The sequence below is a fragment of the Moraxella equi genome (assembly GCF_002027555.1).
GTDB classification, from domain to species: Bacteria; Pseudomonadota; Gammaproteobacteria; order Pseudomonadales; family Moraxellaceae; genus Moraxella; species Moraxella equi.
Genome location: NZ_MXAP01000044.1, coordinates 1 through 20,452, shown reverse-complemented (window position 1 = coordinate 20,452; position 20,452 = coordinate 1). Strand labels below are relative to the sequence as shown.

Sequence of the window (20,452 nt, the reverse complement as noted above, 5' to 3'; positions counted from 1 at the left end):
GTATTTGTAGTAATTTTAAAGTTTCTTGAGTGTATTTTAAAATTGATAAGCCATTGAAAATGGTAAAAAAGTGAAATGCATACCATTTAAATCTAAACCAAACCAAATCAAAAACCCCAATCCATGACAGATTGGGGTTTTTGATTTGGGGTAATTTTTGTGATTAACGCTCTAAAATACAAGTAACACCTTGACCGCCAGCGGCACAGATAGAAATCAAAGCACGCCCTGAGCCTTTTTGGGCGAGCAGTTTGGCGGCGGTTGCCAAGATACGTCCACCTGTGGCAGCAAAGGGGTGCCCTGCGGCAAGGCTTGACCCATTGACATTGAGCTTACTGCGGTCAATGCTACCTAATGGCTTATCTAATCCCAAGCGGTTTTTGCAGAAGTTTTCATTTTCCCAAGCGGCCAGAGTAGAGAGTACTTGACTGGCAAAGGCTTCATGAATCTCATAAAAATCAAAGTCTTGTAAGGTCAGACCAGCACGAGCGAGCATTTTTGGTACGGCATAGGCAGGTGCCATAAGCAGTCCTTCGGTCAGCCCATTTTTACCCACAAAGTCCACGGCCGCCGTTTGTTGATGAGTGATGTAGGCAAGCGGTTCAAAACCGTGCTCACTTGCCCAGTCATCACTGGCAAGTAGCACACAAGACGCACCGTCGGTCAGTGGCGTGGAGTTACCTGCGGTCATGGTTGGGTTGGCGTTACGCTTACCAAAGGCAGGTTTTAGCGTGGCAAGTTTATCAAGCGTGGTGTCTGCACGCAAGTTATTATCACGGTTTAGCCCTTTATAGGGAGTCATCAAGTCATCAAAAAATCCTGAGTCATACGTACGAGCCAAATTTTGATGGCTGTTAAATGCCAACTCATCTTGGTCGGCACGGCTGATGTTCCATTCTAGGGCGGTGATGGCTTGGTGTTCGCCCATGGATAGGCGAGTGCGTGGCTCACCATTGGCAGGGAGTGATAGTAGGTCTTTGGGGTTGATGTGGGTTAGGGCGGTCAGTCGAGCTTTGGCGGTTTTGGCGTTATTGATGGCAAGCAGGGGCTTACGAATGCCGTCTCCGAGTGCAATCGGTGCGTCCGATGTCGTGTCCGTCCCGCCTGCGATACCACTGTCGATGATGCCCAGTGCGATTTTGTTGGCGACGGCAAACGTGGCTTGCAAACCTGTGCCACACGCCTGCGAGATGTCATAGGCAGGGGTTGTGGGCGATAGGGCTGTGTTTAGCAGGGCTTCACGGGTTAGGTTCAGATCACGGCTGTGTTTTAAGACCGTGCCGGCAACCACTTCGCCAATCTCTTTGTCCGCCAAATTAAAGCGAGCAACCAAACCGTCCAACGCCGATGAGAGCATATCAATATTACTGGCGTCTGCGTATGCACCGTTTGAGCGAGCAAAGGGAATGCGGTTTCCGCCAAGAATGGCAACTTTTTTGATGGTCATGACTTATCCTTAATGAAATGAATTGATAAAGGTAACAGGGTTTTGGCAGATGATTTTTAAGATAAGTTAAGATAAAAATCTAATAAATTTGCACGAAATTATCCTAAAATCAATCTTATCAAAACCCAAAAAATGACATCGTATCTATCATTTTAGCTTATCCTAGCTTATCATCATTTGACTTAAAAGGGAAAATGTTTTTTGCTTTCTTAACTAATTTTTTGTTATTTATTTAAAATTTATAACTTATTTTTATAATAGAGAAAATTTTGTGCCAACATTTATTTTTATGCTAGAATGGGGCTTATCGTATTTACAAACAAAAGGATACTCCTATGAGCGACCGTTATGGTGAATTGGTGCAATCAGGTCTAGGCAGAACTGTTGCAAAAAATCTGGGTTTGCCCACACCCATTAAACTTGACCGCTTTGAAGTGGGTCAGCCTGCGGTGCGTGGTGAAGTGGCATTTGGGGCGACAGGCGACAGTGATGTGAGCCGTTGCGTGAATGATATTTTGACCACATTGGACGCCAAGATTACCACTAATGATAAGCTCGATGACCGTCTAACGGACGAGAACGTGCGTTTTAAAGTGGCGATTTTTGATGTTACCAATATCAAAGACACGGACGGCTTAAAGGTGGTGTATGAATTTTTCCATAAAATCGCCCGTCGCATCAAACCGTCTGGTCGGATTGTGCTGATTGCTCGCCCGTCTTGCTGTACAGGCATAGACATTGATTTTGCTTTGGCACAGCGTGCGGTGTTGGGATTTGTCAAATCAGTCGCCAAAGAATTTAAAAAAGGCATTACCGCCAATGTCCTATACACCCAAGTCGGTGCCGAAAAACACCTAGACCACGCCTTACGCTTTTTTATGTCGGCAAAATCGGCATATGTGTCAGGGCAAGCGGTCTATATCAAGGATAATGGCGATGAGCTGTCGTTGGTCGATTTTGACGAAACCAAACCCCTAAAAGGCAAAAAAATCCTAGTTACAGGGGCGAGTCGTGGCATTGGCGAGTCAGTTGCCAAAGTGTTGGCACGAGACGGGGCACAGCTGTACTGCTTAGACGTGCCTGCGTCTTTGGCAGATTTACAAAAAGTCGCTGGCAATTTGGGCGGTCATGCCTTGCCACTGGACATCACTCAAACGGACGCTGGCGAGCAGATTTTAAAGGCGTGTGGCGTGTTGGATGGTGTGGTGCATAACGCTGGTGTTACTCGTGATAAGACCCTAGCCAACATGAGTGCTGACAAATGGGATTTGGTGCTAAACATCAACCTAAAAGCCATTAGCACCATTAATAACTACCTACTTGCCAATAATGGCTTGTCCGAGTCGGCTCGTATCGTCTGTGTGTCTAGTATCTCAGGCATTGCCGGCAATCTGGGGCAAACCAACTATGCCATGAGTAAAGCAGGAGTTATCGGTCTGGTAGAAGCGACCGCCAAGAGCCTAGACGGTTCGGCACGCCGTATCAATGCGGTCGCCCCTGGATTTATTGAGACCAAGATGACCGGTGCCATTCCCTTTGCCATTCGTGAAGCCGGTCGCCGTATGAACTCGATGAGTCAAGGTGGTGAGCCTGTGGACGTGGCAGAGACGATTTCGTGGCTACTGTCGCCAAAAGCGTCAGGACTCAATGGTAACGTGGTGCGTGTGTGCGGTCAAAGCGTGCTTGGGGCGTGATTTTATTCATTGGTAAATTTTGATGGGAAACATATCAGCCGTACACTTGTACATTTTTGATTTACATTCCCCCAAAAATCCATTAAAATTTACCAAAAATTATTCTATATTAAAGGTATGATATGGCAGAACAAAATTTTAAAGAATTGCCAAAAATGCACACCACTTATGCCAACGTTATCAAAAGTTTGATTCCGCATGGCGACAACCGAGCAGGGGCATTGCCTGATTCGGTGTATGCAGTGGACAAGCTCGCCATTGACCAGAACAATTTGCGAGACTATCGGCGAATCTGTGGGTTTATTGATGATGGGCGTGTACCGCCAACGTATTTTGCGGTGTTGTCGCAGACGTTACAGATGAACATGATGGCAAAGCCTGATTTTCCTTTTGCCATGCTTGGGCTGGTGCATTTAGAAAACAGCGTTACGCAGTATCGTCCGATTTTTGATACCGAAACGGTCAAGATGAGTGTGCGACTTGACAACCTAACCCCCCATGACAAGGGGCAGACCTTTGATTTTATCACCGAAGTGCATATCGATGATGAGCTAGTATGGCAAGGGACATCAACTTATCTGTCTCGCCAAAAAAAGCCCGTCGATGAACGCACGGTCAAATCTGTGCCTGAGAGTGTGGCACGCTTAGAGTCTGATGAGAATGGTTGGGCGGAGCTGATTAATATCCCAGAAGACATCGGACGGCGGTATGCTTTCGTGTCGGGCGATTTTAACCTAATCCATTTGCACCCCTTATCGGCTCGGGCGTTTGGCTTTCCTAAGGCAATCGCTCATGGTATGTGGTCAAAGGCGGCGAGTATTGCTCAATTTTATGATTTGCCAAAGGCGTACCGAGTGGACGTGTCATTTAAAATGCCCATTTTCTTGCCGTCCAAGATTGACTTTGTGGCACGCCAAGAGAGCGATGGGCGAGCCTTTGCCCTGTATGCAGCAGGCACGGAAAAACCGCATTTACTCGGCAAAATTACGTTTTTATGATGAGTGAAAAAGAGCAGGGCAGATGATGATTTGCCCTGTTTTTTGGTTTTTAGGATTAAAATTTTTTTAAATTTGCAAATTTTAAAAATTTGTTAGGGTGCATAATACGCACTCTATCTGCCGTCATGACAAATGCCTCACACTTTGAATTTTCTCCCAAATTCTTATACAATAAGCCATTTTATGATTAGGTACAGACCATGTGGCAAGATTTTCCCGAACTGCTTTCTAAATTACAATTTGACGACTCGCCTGCCGGTGGCTCACTGGTCATCACTCACAAAGGCGAGACGGTGGTAAACACCGCCATAGGGCAAGCCCTGCCACACCAAGACTGGCACGCCCACACACTATCGGTAAATTTCTCTATCGGCAAAGGCGTGATGGCGACCCTTGTGGCGGTGCTGGTCTCAAAGGGGCTGTTGGACTATGATACGCCCATTGGTTCATATTGGGCGGAGTTTGGGGTAGGGGGTAAAGAGCATATCACGCCACGCCACATCTTGACTCACACCGCAGGGCTGTTTAACATCACCACACTCACCGACGACACCGATGAGCTGACCGACTGGCAAATGATGACCGCTAAAGTCGCCCAAATGTCGCCTAACACCCCCAAAGGGCAGGACGAGCAGGGCTATGGCAGTGCGTATAGTGCGTTGGTCTCGGGGTGGATTTTGGGCGGATTGGTGGAGCGTGTAACAGGACTGCCCTTGCAACACGCCCTAGATGAATACCTTGCTACGCCCTTAGGCATACAGGGCGAGCTGTATTATGGACTGCCTGCTGACAAGCTAGGGCAAGCTGCCAAGCCTGTGCGTTATTTTGATGGTACGCCCACAACCAAACGCAAACCAACCCTAAAACCTGACACCCTAGAGATGTTGGCGGTCTATGCAGGGCTTGACATCACGCCATTGTGGGCGGATAAGGTGGGAATGCTTGGCACATCTGGCATTAATAAGCTATATTTTGACACCGCCAAGATGAACCTTGTCAATTATAAAAACGCACTCATGCCAAACGGACGTGATGGCGTGGAATATCATCATGATAAGGTGTTGCAAGCGGTCATTCCTGCCGCCAATGGGGTCTCTACCGCCCACGCCCTAGCCACTATCTACGCCATGCACGCCAATGGTGGCGTATGGCAAGGGCAAACGCTCATCACGCCTGCGGTACTTGCCGACATGCGTGTGGTGCGTGTGGACGGTTTTGATGCGGTCATGCCTGCCAATATGCGGTGGCGGTCGGGTTTTCATCGCTTATTTAGCTTGCAACACACGCCAAACGCCTACGGACACATGGGTTATAACGGCTCGGTGGCGTTCTGCGACCCTGATAGGCAGTTGTCGTTTGCCTTTATTCATAATTTTGACACAACCATGCTAAATGACGTACGCCAGTTTGTGCTGGTAGAGACGGCAATCGCTCGTGCCACACCTTAAAAAACTATTGCAAAACGCCCAAACGGTGTTATAATCATGCGATTACTTTTATTTTATAAACGCTCTAAGTTTATAAAATAATTTTATTAAAAGCTCTTTTTATCAAGGAAAAACTTATGAGTTTAGCAACCCAAGACGGCAAAATGTGGCTAGATGGCGAACTAATCCACCAACCTGATGCCAAAGTCCATGTACTCACACACAGCTTGCACTATGGTTTGGCGGTGTTTGAAGGCGTGCGTGCCTATCAGACCCCTGACGGACGTACCGCCATTTTCCGTCTACATGAACACACCGAACGCCTACTTAATTCTGCCAAAATTTTTCAGCTAGACGTGCGTTATAGCCATGATGAGCTGGTCAAAGCCCAAAAAGACGTGGTGTGTGAAAATGGCTTGGCGAGTGCTTATATTCGTCCGCTCATCTGGGTCGGTTCAGAAAAGCTCGGTATCGCCGCCAAAGACAACACCATTCATTCAGCCGTTGCTGCATGGCATTGGGGGGCGTATCTGGGTGAAGACGGCATCAAAAACGGTATCCGTGCCAAGACATCAAGCTACACACATCATCACCCCAACGTAACCATGTGTAAGGCAAAAGCCGCCGCCAACTATCCTGTGTCTATCCTAGCTAACCAAGAAGCAACCCGTGCAGGCTATGACGAAGCCATTCTTATGGACCCGCTCGGCTATGTGTGTCAAGGCTCTGGCGAGAACCTATTTTTGGTGAAAAATGGCGAGCTACATACCCCAGACCTTGCAGGCGGAGCGTTAGACGGCATTACTCGCCGTACGATTATTGAGTTCGCTCATGATTTGGGTATCAAAGTCGTAGAACGCCGTATCACTCGTGATGAGTTCTACCTTGCCGATGAGATTTTTATGACAGGCACCGCCGCCGAAGTTACCCCAATACGTGAATATGATGACCGTGTGATTGGCAAGGGCGGACGTGGCGAGCTGACCGAAAAACTACAAACCTTGTATTTTGATGTGGTGCAAGGGCGTAATGACAAATACAAGCACTGGCTGTCTTTTGTTGATGAATAATCAAATTTGATTAAATTTTTAACAATCCCCAAAATATGATGTTTTGGGGATTTTTATTTATCAAAATGTTAAGCAGATTTGTAGGAATAAGCCATTGATTTTTAGACAAATTCATATTTTAAAAAGCATTATCAGCAAATAATCCCTGCATTCATCAAAATTTTTAAATTTTTTTTATAAAAATTATCAATTTTTGCTTGCAAATAATAATAATTATTGCTAATATAACCCCATGAGTTAATAAGAATAACCGTTCTTATTTTCGTTTAAAAAATAGCCAATCCACAACAGCATTCGCCAAGGACTTCGCCATGTATGTTTGTATTTGCCATGACATCAAAGACACCCAAATCAAAACCGCCATGCTACAAGGCGTTGATAGCGTGGAAGCATTGCAAAGTGAGCTACTGGTCGGTACTTGCTGTGGCTGTTGTATGCCTATGGTGCAGGATTTGGTTGGTGAACATCATGCCAAATATGTGGCGGTGGACGCTATGGCGGTGTGATAGAATGTTTGTAAATATTTGGTAAATTTATTACTGTAATTTTTCTAAATATAAGTGTCTTTGCATAATCTTAGCTAGATTAAAATTATCAATCAATAGTCATTTTCAAGTTGATAAAATTAACTAATAAGTCTTATTATTTGCAAATTATTAAAATGGTAAAAGGAATTGTCATCAATAATAAAAATAACAACATAATCAATAACTTAGCCTATTTGCCAAAACCATTTTCTCCAATTCACCTAAGATGATTTCTTAGGTGAAAATTTTTGTTATTGTAATAGCCATTCTCACAGCGTAAGTCGTTCGCAGTTCCTTTGCCATACAAATACCCCCTTGTTAATCCCTATCTTTGTGCTATGATATGTCCCATACAGCGTTGGCTGATTTTTCTTTATCTAACACAGGATTTTTTATCATGAAATCATCTCAAAAAGTCATTGATTATCTAAATTTCTTATTGGCGGGCGAGTTGGGTGCCAGAGACCAGTATTTTATCCATTCACAAATGTACGCTGAATGGGAGCTGGGTAAATTGCACGACCGCATTTATCACGAAATGGAAGATGAGACCCTACACGCACGCCTGATTATCAACCGTATCATCATGCTGGGTGGTACGCCAAATATGCAAGTGGGCAAGATTAACATCGGTGCCGATGTGCCTGCCATGCTAAAAAGCGATTTGGAACTAGAATACACCGTACAAGAACATCTAAAAGAAGGCATTGCCATCTGTGAAGCCGAGCGTGATTATGTAACCCGTGATATGCTCGTGCGTCAGTTAGAAGACACTGAACAAGACCACGCCCACTGGCTAGAAAAACAACTACGCTTGATTGAGCTTATGGGACTACAAAACTACCTACAAAGCCAAAGTTCTGAGCCTAACATGGTGGGTGCCACGCACTAAGTAGGGCAAAAAGCAAAAGGGGTGTTGTGCATACACCCTTTTTTAAAAAGTTAAATATTTAAAATTTAAAGATAAAAAGGTAATAACATGAAAGGCGATAAAGACGTTATCCGTCAGTTAAATTTGGTATTGGGTCAGTCCCTGATTGCCATTAACCAGTATTTTTTGCACGCTCGTATCGTTAAAAACTGGGGTGTAGAAGAGCTAAATGACTCATTTTTTAAGCAGTCCATTCGTGAAATGAAATGGTCAGATGAGCTGATTGAGCGAGTTTTGCTACTTGAAGGTTTGCCAAATTTGCAAGATTTGGGTAAGCTCATGATTGGCGAGAGTGTAGAAGAGATTTTGGCGTGTGATTTGCGTTTGGAGAAACGTAAACATGACGTGCTGGTAGAAGCCATTGACGTGTGTACCGCCAAGCGTGATTTTGTCTCTCGTGAGCTACTCATCAAGCTAAAAGACGGCAATGAAGAGTACGAAGACTGGCTAGAAACCCAGCAAGAGAAGATTGCGGACATCGGCATTCAAAACTATATCCAATTACAATCAAGCGATGATTGATAAGCAGATAAACGATAAAAAGGGCGAACGTGGGCTTGCCCTTTTTGTTGTTTGCTAATTATTTTGGGTGGTAGGGGTGAATCACATTCGCCCTTGATAAATGAGTCACTTAATATAAAGTTAAAAATGATTTTAACCATTAAAAGGTATAAGTCAAACCCACATTTGCCCCAATGTCCACTTTATCATCGGTTAGCGGGCTGTCTTTTTGAGTTGATGAGAGCCATTCGGCTTTGGTGTTGGCAAAGGCACCGACGTGGTCGGTAAATTGGTATTTGCCAGAGACCGAGACAAAGGGCGAGTAGCTGGATTTGGCGGTGTAGATGTCTATGCCTGTTTTGGTGCTTTCTTGCTTAGATATGCCAAAGTAGTATTGGTTATAATCATCACTGTACCAGTTTACGCCAAATTTGGGATAGACGGTGAGCTTGTCATCGGCGAATTTGAACAGACTGCGATGAGCCAACGAGACGGTCTGACCGCCACTTCTGTCCATCATGTCCGTGCCTGCCTTAATCTCAAAACCGCCCACAGGCGTGATACGCATATAACTTAGTACGATATTGGCACTGGATTTACGGCTGTTTAAGCCTTTTAGGGCGGTTATGGTTGCGTCATCTGGCTCAAAGTTTCGAGACTCATAGCCTGCCCCGACACGAAACCAGTTTTCGCTGTCTTTGTGAGCATAAAAACCAAGCTCCGAGCCTTCGGCATAAAAATAGTCGTTATCGTATAGCACGAGTGGCACTGCCCCCACTTTGTCATCGGTGGCATAGGCGTGCGAGCCAAAACTGGCTAAGGCACCAATGGTCAAGCCGTCAAGGGCTGATGTGTCCTGAGCGGTGGCAGATAAGCTAAGGCTAAGTAGGGTTAGGCTAAGTAAAGATTTTTTCATGATAAATGTTCACGGATAAAAATAGGATTATTATAATGCAAAAATGGCAGTTTGGGAATGATGGTTTGGGGAGATTTCTAATAGACTTCTTTCCAAACCCCGATTTTTATAGATTTTTAAAAACTTCAACCCCAGTGTTTATAAGGGTTTATTTTTAGTTTGGAAAAAGATTTAATAAATAAAAGCGTGCCTTTTGACACGCTTTTATTTTGGGATAAATCACTTAGGAAACACAGGGCGGCTGCCGGGGGTTTCACGATTTAAGTGCAAAAACGCCCGATGACGCTCGTATTTGTCAAGCACATCATTGATGACTTGTTCGCTGTTAAAGCCTGACAAATCATTGCCTTGCAAACCTTCAAATAAATACGTCTCCAAGCGATAATAAAACTCTTGCCCGTCATCAACCGTTGGACGCTCTGGCACGGGGTATTTGACAGGAACGATGCCATAGACAAAGTTGTACTCGTCTTTATAATCCACCGTCAGCATATGTTGCACAAGGCTTGGCTCACCGTCCAAGGCGACCGATTCCACACGCACCGACAGTCCCTTTTGGCGTAGAGCGTCCGCCACGTCAGTTAGGGCAGGCAGACAGACATTTGTCATCATCGCTTTTGTTGCTGGGGCGTCAGGATAGGCGGTAATGCGGTGCAGACGAGTTTGCCAGTCGCTCACGTCCACGCCCCCTGCCACAGGCACGGCATTGATTTTGGTAATCTCTTCTCTAAAATCTTCAAGGCGTAACGACTTAAACAGCCCCACCATGACAAAAAACATGACAAAGCTAAATGGCAAGCCCATGACAATGGTTGCTTTTTGTAGGGCGGTGATACCGTCCGTCATCAGCATGGCAGCGGTTAGCATACCGATTGTTACCGCCCAAAACAGGCGTATCCAAATGGGGGGTGTGTCGGTGTTTTTTTGGCTTTTAAAGCTAAAATTACTCAGCACAATCGCCCCAGAATCTGCCGATGTTACATAAAACAAAAGTCCTGAGACAAAAGCGATGATTGCCGTTACCGAGAACCACGGATAAGTGGATAATAGCTCATAAAAGCCAATCTCAGGGCGTGCGATGATTTTTTCGGCAAAGGCAAGGTTGCCTCCTAGCACTTCATTTAAGGCACTGTTACCCATGACCGACAGCCAAGCGAGCGTAAACATAAAGGGAATGGACAAGGTGCCAATGACAAATTCACGAATGGTGCGACCTTTTGAGATTTGAGCCAAAAACAGCCCCACAAAAGGCGACCACGCAATCCACCACGCCCAAAAGAACAGCGTCCAATCTTGAATCCATTGTTTTTGCCCGGGCGTTTGGTTGTAGGCAAAAGTATCCAAAGTCAAAGTCGGAAAACGGCTAAGATAGTCGCCTACGTTCATGACAATGGCGTTTAGCAAAAATTCGGTATTGCCCAAAAACAGCACAAACAAGATAAGCCCCAAGGCAAAATAAATGTTAAGCTCCGATAGGATTTTGATGCCTTTGGATGCCCCTGTGGTTGCCGACACAATGGTAATGGCGACCGCAAGAGCAATGAGCCCAATCTGCCAAAGCATATTTTCTGGCAAATCAAAAATCACGTGCAGACCGTAGTTTAGTTGCACCACCCCGATACCACAAGTGGTGGCAATACCAAAAATCGTCCCCAAAATCGCCGCTACGTCCACAGCATGACCTGCTGCTCCGTCAATCTTTTTGCCAATCATGGGGTACAATGCCGAGCGAATGGTTAGGGGTAGATTGTAGCGGTAGGCAGAATAACCAAGGGCAATGCCCACCAACGCATACATACACCAGCCTGTCAGCCCATAGTGAAAAATCGTCCACATCAAGGCTTCACGAGCCGCCTGTGTGGTCTGACCGTCCCCAACAGGCGGATTCATGTACTGCATGATGGGCTCTGCCACCGAAAAAAACATGATGTCAATGCCAATCCCTGCGGCAAACAGCATGGACGACCACGTCAAAAGACTGTATTCAGGTTGGGAATGCTTGGGGCCTAGCTTGATGTTGCCATAGCGAGAGCAGGCAATAAACAGCACAAAAATAATATACACCGATGCGGCAAAAAAGTAGTACCAACCAAAGGTGGTACTTACCCACGCCAACACACCGTCCAAAATGGCGGACGCACTGTCATTAAACAGCATGGTATATAAGCTAAAAAAGACAATAATCACTGCCGAACAGGCAAATACCGTTCGGTTTAGGCGACCGTCTTCGGGCTTGGTATCTTCCATAGTGTTACCTTCCAAGTTCGTGGTTAATGATATAAAAAATGATATAAAATTGCTAAATTTTTTCAAAAAACCTAATAAATTTACAAAAAGTTTACAAAAATCAATTTGCAATACACAATCATTTTACACAAATTAAACAAGAAATTCATTAAAAATCAATTATTTGCGTTATAGATGATTTTTTGTTATCATAACCTATCTTTTTGGTTTCATCAACCTTTGAATAAAATTTATAAGTTTTGATGATATATTTTTAAAAATACAGGAGTCTTGTTATGCCATTGTCATCACTACCAAACGTAGAACAAACATCGCTATACATCGGTGGAAAATATGTATCCGCCAGCAGTGGGGAGTTTTTTGAGACGGTCAACCCTGCCACGGCAGACACGCTTGCCAAACTGCAAAGTGCTTCAAAAGCGGATGTGGATAAAGCGGTGCAAAGTGCCAAAGCAGGACAAAAAATCTGGGCAAGCATGACAGCGGTGGAGCGTTCTCGGATACTGCTAAAAGCGGTGGCGATTTTGCGTGAACAAAACGACGAGCTGGCACGCCTTGAGACGGCGGACACAGGCAAAGCGATCAGCGAGACCGCTTATGTGGATATTGTTACAGGGGCGGACGTCTTGGAGTATTATGCAGGGCTTGCCACCGCCGTTGAAGGGGTGCAAGTGCCACTTCGCACAGGCAAAGAGGGGAGCTTTTTTTATACTCAAAGAGAACCGCTTGGCGTGGTGGCAGGGATTGGGGCGTGGAATTATCCCATTCAAATCGCCCTATGGAAATCCGCCCCTGCCTTGGCATCTGGTAATGCCATGATTTTTAAGCCGAGCGAAGTTACGCCTTTGACCGCCCTAAAACTTGCCGAGATTTATACCCAAGCTGGCGTGCCTGACGGGGTGTTTAATGTTGTGCAAGGTGGCGGTGATGTGGGGGCGTATCTGACCGAACACCCTGACATTGCCAAAATCTCATTTACAGGCTCGGTGGCAACAGGCAAAAAAGTGATGAGCCTTGCAGGAGCATCATCACTAAAAGACGTAACCATGGAGCTTGGCGGTAAGTCGCCCTTGATTATTTGTGATGATGCCGACATTGAGCTGGCGGCGGACGTGGCGATGATGGCAAACTTTTATAGCACAGGACAAGTGTGTACCAATGGCACACGAGTTTTTGTACCAAGTGCCAAAAAACACGCCTTTGAACAAGCCATTTTGGCACGCCTGCCCAAGGTTTGTTTGGGCGACCCAACTGATGAGACAACCAATATGGGTCCTTTGGTGAGCTTTGCCCACATGGAGCGAGTGCTTGATTATATGGAGCAGGGCAAAAAAGCAGGGGCAACGGTGCTGTTTGGTGGACGGCGTGCGGTGGCGGATGATTTTGCCGAGCGTGGCGAGTCGCTGTCCAAGGGGGCGTTTGTGCTACCGACTGTCTTTACCGATTGCACCGATGAGATGAGCATTGTTACCGATGAGATTTTTGGGCCCGTCATGAGTATTTTGACTTATGATGATGAAGATGAAGCGATAGAGCGTGCCAATGACACGATTTTTGGCTTGGCAGGGGGTGTGGTTACGTCTGATTTAAATAAGGCTCATCGCATTACCCACGCCTTGCAGGCGGGCATTTGTTGGGTCAATACATGGGGCGAGTCAGATGCCAAAATGCCTGTGGGGGGCTATAAGCAATCAGGCGTGGGACGTGAAAATGGCATAATGACACTAGAACACTACACCCAAGTCAAATCCATTCAAATAGAAATGGGTAAATTTGAGTCTATTTTTAAATAACACCATATCATACCCCATTCTCAGCTTTGTGTAAGTGATTGATTTATCAAGGGCGAATTGCAATTCGTCCCTACAATCCAAAAAATAATCATTGAAAAACCAATAGGTTGGCATTTTAAGTTGAGATTGGGGCAGATTATCAAAATTTATTAACTTATTTTTATTAACTTATTAAGGAAAAACTTATGACAGAATATGACTATATCATCATCGGTGCAGGTTCGGCAGGCAATGTGCTTGCCACACGTCTGACAGAAGACAGCGATGTGAGCGTGCTACTTCTAGAAGCAGGTGGCCCTGATTATCGCTTGGATTTTCGCACGCAAATGCCCGCAGCACTGGCATACCCCTTGCAAGGCAAACGCTACAACTGGGCGTATCTGACCGACCCTGAGCCTTATATGAACAACCGCCGTATGGAGTGCGGACGTGGTAAGGGGCTTGGCGGTTCATCGCTTATCAATGGCATGTGCTACATTCGTGGCAATGCCATGGATTTGGACAATTGGGCAAAAATGGACGGGCTAGAAGACTGGACGTATGCCGACTGCTTGCCTTATTATAGAAAATCAGAAACCCGTGATGTGGGCGAAAACGACTATCATGGTGGCACAGGTCCTGTGAGCGTAACGACTTCACAGCGTGGCTCAACCATAGGCAGTAGCGTGCTGTTTAATGCCATGGTAGAAGCAGGCGTGCAAGCAGGCTATCCACGCACCGATGATTTGAACGGCTATCAGCAAGAAGGCTTTGGACCTATGGACAGAACGGTTACGCCAAAAGGTCGCCGTTCTAGCACGGCTCGGGGCTATCTGGACATGGCAAAATCACGCCCCAATCTTACCATAAAAACCCATGCCGTAACGGACAAAATCCTATTTTCAGGCAAGCGTGCTATTGGCGTACAGTATCTACAAGGTAATGACACAAACCCCACAACCGTCCACGCCAAGCGAGAAGTGATACTCTCGGCAGGGGCGATTGCGTCTCCACAGATTTTGCAGCGTTCGGGCGTTGGGGCAAAAAATTTGCTTGATGAATTTAAAATCCCGGTTGTCCATGACTTACCAGGGGTGGGCGAGAACTTGCAAGACCATTTGGAGATGTATCTACAATACGAATGCAAAAAACCTGTATCGCTGTATCCTGCCCTAAAATGGTACAATCAACCTGCCATTGGGGCTGAGTGGCTGTTCTTGGGAACGGGCATTGGGGCGAGCAACCAGTTTGAAGCAGGGGGCTTTATCCGTACCCGTCCTGAATTTGAATGGCCAAATATCCAGTATCACTTTTTGCCAGTTGCCATTAACTACAACGGCTCAAATGCCGTAGAAGAGCATGGTTTTCAAGCACACGTTGGCTCCATGCGTTCGCCGTCTCGTGGACGCATCCGCCTAAAATCGCTAAATCCCCACGACCACCCAAGCATTTTGTTCAACTATATGTCGCACGAGCAAGACTGGCAGGAGTTTAGAGACGGCATTCGTATCACTCGTGAAATTATGCACCAGCCTGCTTTGGATGAGTACCGTGGGCGTGAGATTAGCCCAAGTCGTAATGCCCAGACCGATGCCGAGCTTGATGAATTTGTGCGTAATCATGCCGAGACTGCTTATCATCCGTCTTGTAGCTGTAAAATGGGCATGGACGATATGGCGGTTGTGGACGGGCAAGGGCGTGTGCATGGCTTAGAAGGCTTGCGTGTGGTTGATGCATCTATCATGCCACTTATCATCACAGGCAACCTAAACGCCACCACCATTATGATGGCAGAAAAAATTGCCGATGTCATGCGTGGGCAAAAACTGCCAAAATCAACGGCAGGTTATTATAAAGCCGACCCCAACGTGCTAAGACAAGAGCCTGTGCGAGCGTTTGACCCGAGTATGATGCTTTAAGGGTTTGTAAAGGGCGGATTTATCCGTCCTTTTTATTTTTGTATTTTTCATTGTAAAATCTAAACTACAAAGACGGATGTCAGTACATCTCAAATCCAACACCAAAACACTTATCAGAAATATATCTAAAAAATTTTATATTTATCATGAAAACTGATAATAATACAAAGATTTTCTATTTGCTATTTTGTCCACTTTGGTTTAGTTTATACACGTTTATTTTTAAACATTTACGGTTAAAAACCAATAGGAAAAAACATGACAAGCAACCATCTAACCATCAGCCCAAAACGTGTCAGCAACATCGCCCGTCACGCCACAAGCCATCATCATGACAACCACGCCAACCATCAAGAGATATTGGCGAAGTTTATCCCCATCTATTATCAGCACCTGCCCATAGAGATAGCAGACAGATTCTCTGATGAGACGTTGTCGGGCATGGCATTGCACCATTTTAGCTTACTAAAAACACATAACGGCACAAGCCCCAATATCAGCGTCATCAACCCTTTGGGCGAGTCGCACCTATTTAACAGTGAGCGTACCATCATTGCTTTGGTCGCCATTGACCGTCCCTTTTTGACCGACACACTACTCATGAGCTTGGAGCGTCGGGGTATCGGCGTTCATCGTATTTATAATAACATCATCAAGGTAGAACGCACAGACGGGCACATCAGCGACATTCAAGCGGTTGATGAGAGCAGTGGTCGGGCGGACAGCTGTTTTGCGTTGGTGCATATTGAGATTGACCGCCAAAGCGATGACAAGTTGGCGGACATCAAAGAGATGTTATTAAAGAAAATCCACACCATTGATGTCATCGTTGGCGACTTTGGGGCGATGGCAGATAAGCTAGATGAGATTAAAGAAGAGCTAAAAAGTCTGCCCATTCCCACGGAGCATTATACCAAAGAAGCGGTGACGGGCTTTTTGGAATGGGTGGGGCGTGATAACTTTATCTTTATGGGGTATCGTGAATACCGTTTTGAAAATAACAATGGTGTGCCTGAGCTGTACTCGGTGGGTGGTAGCGGGCTGGGCGTGCTACAAGGCAAAGAGACCGATGAGTTATCCAAGAGTTTTCACGGCCTGCCCACGCACCTAAAACACCTGATAGCCGAGCCACGTGTATTACTGCTGTCTAAGTCGGCACGTCTATCGCCCATTCATCGCCCTGCTTATTTGGACTTTTTGGGTATTCAAAAATACAACGACCAAGGCGAGCTGATTGGCGAATATCGTTTTGTTGGACTTTTGACATCACGGGCGTATCAGACCAGCGTGGCGAACATTCCGCTACTTAACGAAAAAGCGGGTAAAATCCTTGCCATGTCACGCCTGCCCAAAAACAGCCATGCTTATCTTAAATTTACCCACATCGTCAATACCTTGCCCCGTGATGACCTATTCCAAGCCAGTACCGATGAGCTCTACCCGATGGTGGCGAGCATTGCCAGCTTGCAGGACAAAAACCGCCTACGCCTGCTCGTGCGTACCGACCATTATCAAAGATTTGTATCGTGTCTGGTCTATGTGCCGTTGTCTAAGTTTAACAGTGACTTACGCCAAAAAATCCAAGACATCCTAACCCAAGCCTTTGGCGGTGTGTCATCGAGCTTTACGACCGAATTTAATGAGCTTCATCACGCCCGTGTGCATATCCATATACGCACCGAGACAGGCAAAGTCAAGGATTATGACCTAGCCAAGTTGGAGCGTGAACTGTCAGCACTCATGCACGACTGGACGGATGAATACGCCAAAGCCCTAACCGCCCAGACAGGCGAGAGCCGTGCCAGAGAGATACTGGCGACATTGGGGGCGAGCATTCCTTTGACGTATCGTGAGCGGTTTGATGTGCATACGGCGGTGGCAGATACTACCAAACTGCTGTCACTTGATGATGATAAACCTAAGATTTGGCATTTGTGTCAGTCGGCAGGCGAGCGTGCGGACAGTCTAACCCTAAAACTCTACGGCAGGGGCGAGATTTTGACGTTGTCGCACGTCTTGCCGATATTGGAGCATTTTGGGGTGGCGGTCATCTCAGCGTCCACTTATGACTTTGGTGGGCAAGACACCCCTGATGTCAGCGATGATTTGTGGTTGCAAGAGTATAAACTCACCTTAAAAGCAGGATTGACGGTGGATTTGACCGCAGTCAAATCACAGGTGGAGCATGCCTTAGATGAGATTTGGCAAGGGCGTGTTGAGTCCGACCGTCTAAATCAGCTGATTTTGACCACGGACATTGACACCTATGATGTGGTGGTACTGCGTGCCTTGTCTCGCTATATCGTCCAAGCCCGAGCTCCATTTTCGACCGAGTACATTCACAGCACGCTGGTGGGCAATCCTGCCATTGCCAGTTTGCTTGTCAAGCTGTTCCATGCCAAGATGTCGCCCACCGAGCAGACGGACACCGCCCTGATTTTGGTACAGATTGACAATGAGCTTAGCTTGGTAACAAGCCTTGATGAAGACCGCATTGTGCGTTGGTTTTTGGATTTGTTAAACGCCATGCTCCGCACCAACTTTTATCAAGTGGACAAAGATGGAGCAAGAAAAGACCGTTTGTCTTTTAAATTCAAAGCAAGTGATATTCCCAATTTGCCAAAGCCCAAGCCCATGTTTGAGATTTATGTGTACTCGCCAAGGGTTGAAGGGGTACATTTGCGTGGTGGCAAGGTGGCTCGTGGCGGACTTAGATGGTCTGACCGCATGGAAGACTACCGCACCGAAGTGTTGGGACTTGTCAAAGCCCAAATGGTCAAAAACTCAGTCATCGTGCCTGTTGGCTCAAAAGGCGGTTTTGTCTGCAAAGACAAATCCAAGCAGGCAAGCCGTGAGATGTGGCAAGCCGAAGGCGTGGCGTGCTATCAGACCTATATCCGTGGCTTGTTGGACTTGACGGATAATTTGGTTGATGGCAATGTTGTCCCGCCTGCCAACACTGTCCGCCATGACAAGGACGACCCGTATTTGGTGGTGGCAGCCGACAAAGGCACAGCGACGTTCTCAGACATTGCCAACGCCTTGTCCGCCGAATACAACTTTTGGCTACAAGATGCCTTTGCCTCGGGTGGCTCGGCAGGCTACGACCACAAAGGCATGGGCATTACTGCTCGTGGGGCGTGGGAGAGCGTCAAACGCCATTTTCGCTTGATGGGCAAAGACATTCAAGCCCGTGATGAATTTACCGTGGTGGGCATTGGCGATATGAGCGGAGATGTGTTTGGTAATGGTATGCTACTGTCCAAAAATATCCGCCTTGTGGCAGCTTTCAACCACTTGCACATCTTTATTGACCCAAATCCTGATGCTAAGGCAAGTTTTGCAGAGCGTGAGCGTTTGTTCAATTTACCACGTTCGGCATGGACGGATTATCAGACAGAGCTTATCAGCGAAGGCGGTGGGGTATTTAATCGCACCGACAAAGCCATCGCCATCAGCCCACAGATGAAAGAGCGTTTTGACATCACTGAAGATAGCCTTACGCCCAATGAGCTACTAAACAAACTTCTAAAAGCTCCTGTGGACTTGATTTGGAATGGCGGTATCGGCACTTATATTAAGTCATCTGACGAAGACCACAGCGATGTGGGCGACCGTGCCAACGATGCCATTCGTGTGGACGGGCGTGAAGTGCGTGCCAAAGTCGTGGGCGAGGGCGGCAACCTAGGCTGTACTCAGCGTGGACGTATTGAGTATGCCCTACATGGCGGACGCATTTACACCGATGCCATTGACAACTCAGGCGGTGTGAACTGCTCAGACCATGAAGTCAACATCAAAATCCTATTAGGCTCAGTTACTGAGCGTGGGGATATGACCATCAAACAGCGTAATGACTTACTGGCGAGCATGACCGATACGGTGGCAAATTTGGTACTACGTCAAAACTATTTACAGCCACAGACCATTGAGCTGTCCGCTTATCAAGCATATGAGCGTGCAGGCGAGCATATTCGCTTTATGAATTTCTTAGAAAAAGCGGGTCGCCTTGACCGTGCCATCGAATACCTGCCAAGCGATGACACCCTAACCAAACGTAAGGCAAAAGATGGACGTGGACTGACCAACCCTGAGCTGGCGGTATTGTTGTCTTATGGCAAAATGTGGGTGTATGATGAACTACTAAGTAGTGGACTGACCGAAGATGCCTACTTCTTGCATGAGCTTAAAAAGTACTTCCCAGATACGCTGGGCGAGCAGTTCTTTGATGAGATGACCCGCCATCGCCTGCATCGTGAGATTATCTGCACTTATCTGACTAACGGACTGGTGAACCGTCTGGGCATAGAAAACGTGTTTGCCATGAGTGATGAGACAGGTTACAGCGTGGCGGATATCACCCGAAGCTATGCCATCGTGCGTGATGTCTTTGATGTGCAAGCGGTGTGGGACAGACTGTCAAGCCTTGACAATACCGCCGCTGGCAACACCCAAATCGAGCTTGAACTTACCATCCAAGATGTGCTAAAACAAGGCATGACATGGTTCCTAAGCCGTCAGCTGACAGGCGAGAGTGTGGCACAGACAGCACTGACCTTTAAAAACTTGGTGGCGGACTTATTCTCTTATGATGTCATCGATGAGCATTTTGGGTCGTATATCGCCAAAGATGTCGCTGATTTGACCGCCCAAGGACTTAGCGATGATGATGCCCGTGCTTTTGCCCGTTTGCCCATCTATGTGCATGCCCTAGATGTCGTGGCACTTGCCGACCAAAAAGGCGTGGCAGTGACCGATGTGGCACAAGCGTATTTTGGCGTGTTCTCACAGCTACACATGGATAGGCTAACATCAGCGGTGGCGGAGCTGCCTGCCGAGAGTTATTGGGACAGAAAAGCGTCTTATGTACTCACCGGTGAGTTTAACCGCACGCTCATGGCACTCATCACCGATGTGTTAGCGGTGGGTGGTCTGTCAGCATGGCAGGATAAGCACCGTGAGCGACTGGCGGTACTCTCAGAGCAGATATACCAACCGAACCC

Annotated in this window: 13 protein-coding genes; 10 read left to right on the top strand and 3 right to left on the bottom strand. The window is 46.6% G+C overall.

The annotated features are described in order from the left end of the window. Window positions 1-163: 163 nt before the first annotated feature. Entirely contained in the window at window positions 164-1,447 is a 1,284-nt protein-coding gene (locus B5J93_RS04405) for an acetyl-CoA C-acetyltransferase (protein WP_079324950.1), read from the bottom strand. 335 nt (window positions 1,448-1,782) lie between these two features. Between B5J93_RS04405 and B5J93_RS04400 the strand changes: the two genes are divergently transcribed. From B5J93_RS04400 to bfr (B5J93_RS04370), 7 genes are all read left to right on the top strand, one after another. Beyond that, a complete protein-coding gene (locus B5J93_RS04400) occupies window positions 1,783-3,141 on the top strand; it encodes a 3-oxoacyl-ACP reductase (protein WP_079324948.1) in 1,359 nt (452 codons plus the stop codon). A gap of 122 nt (window positions 3,142-3,263) precedes the next feature. Continuing rightward, a complete protein-coding gene (locus B5J93_RS04395) occupies window positions 3,264-4,139 on the top strand; it encodes a MaoC/PaaZ C-terminal domain-containing protein (RefSeq protein ID WP_079324946.1) in 876 nt (291 codons plus the stop codon). A 200-nt stretch (window positions 4,140-4,339) separates the two neighbouring features. Next, window positions 4,340-5,587 (top strand): serine hydrolase domain-containing protein, encoded by a 1,248-nt coding sequence (locus B5J93_RS04390; protein ID WP_079324944.1) that lies wholly within the window; start codon window positions 4,340-4,342, stop codon window positions 5,585-5,587. A gap of 116 nt (window positions 5,588-5,703) precedes the next feature. Next, window positions 5,704-6,636 carry a branched-chain amino acid transaminase gene (locus B5J93_RS04385; protein WP_079324943.1) on the top strand — a complete coding sequence of 311 codons (933 nt, stop codon included), beginning with the start codon at window positions 5,704-5,706 and terminating at the stop codon, window positions 6,634-6,636. Between the two features lie 311 nt (window positions 6,637-6,947). Continuing rightward, window positions 6,948-7,142 carry a (2Fe-2S)-binding protein gene (locus B5J93_RS04380; RefSeq protein WP_079324941.1) on the top strand — a complete coding sequence of 65 codons (195 nt, stop codon included), beginning with the start codon at window positions 6,948-6,950 and terminating at the stop codon, window positions 7,140-7,142. 418 nt (window positions 7,143-7,560) lie between these two features. After that, window positions 7,561-8,055 carry a bacterioferritin gene (bfr, locus tag B5J93_RS04375; RefSeq protein WP_079324939.1) on the top strand — a complete coding sequence of 165 codons (495 nt, stop codon included), beginning with the start codon at window positions 7,561-7,563 and terminating at the stop codon, window positions 8,053-8,055. A gap of 87 nt (window positions 8,056-8,142) precedes the next feature. Continuing rightward, window positions 8,143-8,616 carry a bacterioferritin gene (gene bfr, locus B5J93_RS04370; RefSeq protein WP_079324937.1) on the top strand — a complete coding sequence of 158 codons (474 nt, stop codon included), beginning with the start codon at window positions 8,143-8,145 and terminating at the stop codon, window positions 8,614-8,616. A 139-nt stretch (window positions 8,617-8,755) separates the two neighbouring features. On the opposite strand, the gene B5J93_RS04365 is transcribed toward bfr (B5J93_RS04370), so the two are convergent. Together B5J93_RS04365 and betT are read right to left on the bottom strand one after the other, a co-directional pair. After that, window positions 8,756-9,511, bottom strand: a complete 756-nt coding sequence (locus B5J93_RS04365) for a MipA/OmpV family protein (protein WP_079324935.1) — start codon at window positions 9,509-9,511, stop codon at window positions 8,756-8,758. 219 nt (window positions 9,512-9,730) lie between these two features. Continuing rightward, complete coding sequence (gene betT / locus B5J93_RS04360) at window positions 9,731-11,758, bottom strand: choline BCCT transporter BetT (protein WP_079324933.1); 2,028 nt, start codon at window positions 11,756-11,758, stop codon at window positions 9,731-9,733. 275 nt (window positions 11,759-12,033) lie between these two features. On the opposite strand from betT, the gene betB reads away from it, so the two are divergent. From betB to B5J93_RS04345, 3 genes are all read left to right on the top strand, one after another. Further along, window positions 12,034-13,551 (top strand): betaine-aldehyde dehydrogenase, encoded by a 1,518-nt coding sequence (gene betB, locus B5J93_RS04355; RefSeq protein WP_079324931.1) that lies wholly within the window; start codon window positions 12,034-12,036, stop codon window positions 13,549-13,551. Window positions 13,552-13,736: 185 nt separating this feature from the next. Beyond that, complete coding sequence (gene betA / locus B5J93_RS04350) at window positions 13,737-15,449, top strand: choline dehydrogenase (RefSeq protein ID WP_079324929.1); 1,713 nt, start codon at window positions 13,737-13,739, stop codon at window positions 15,447-15,449. Between the two features lie 258 nt (window positions 15,450-15,707). Then, on the top strand, window positions 15,708-20,452 hold a 4,745-nt coding region (locus B5J93_RS04345; RefSeq protein WP_079324927.1), incomplete at its 3' end, for an NAD-glutamate dehydrogenase.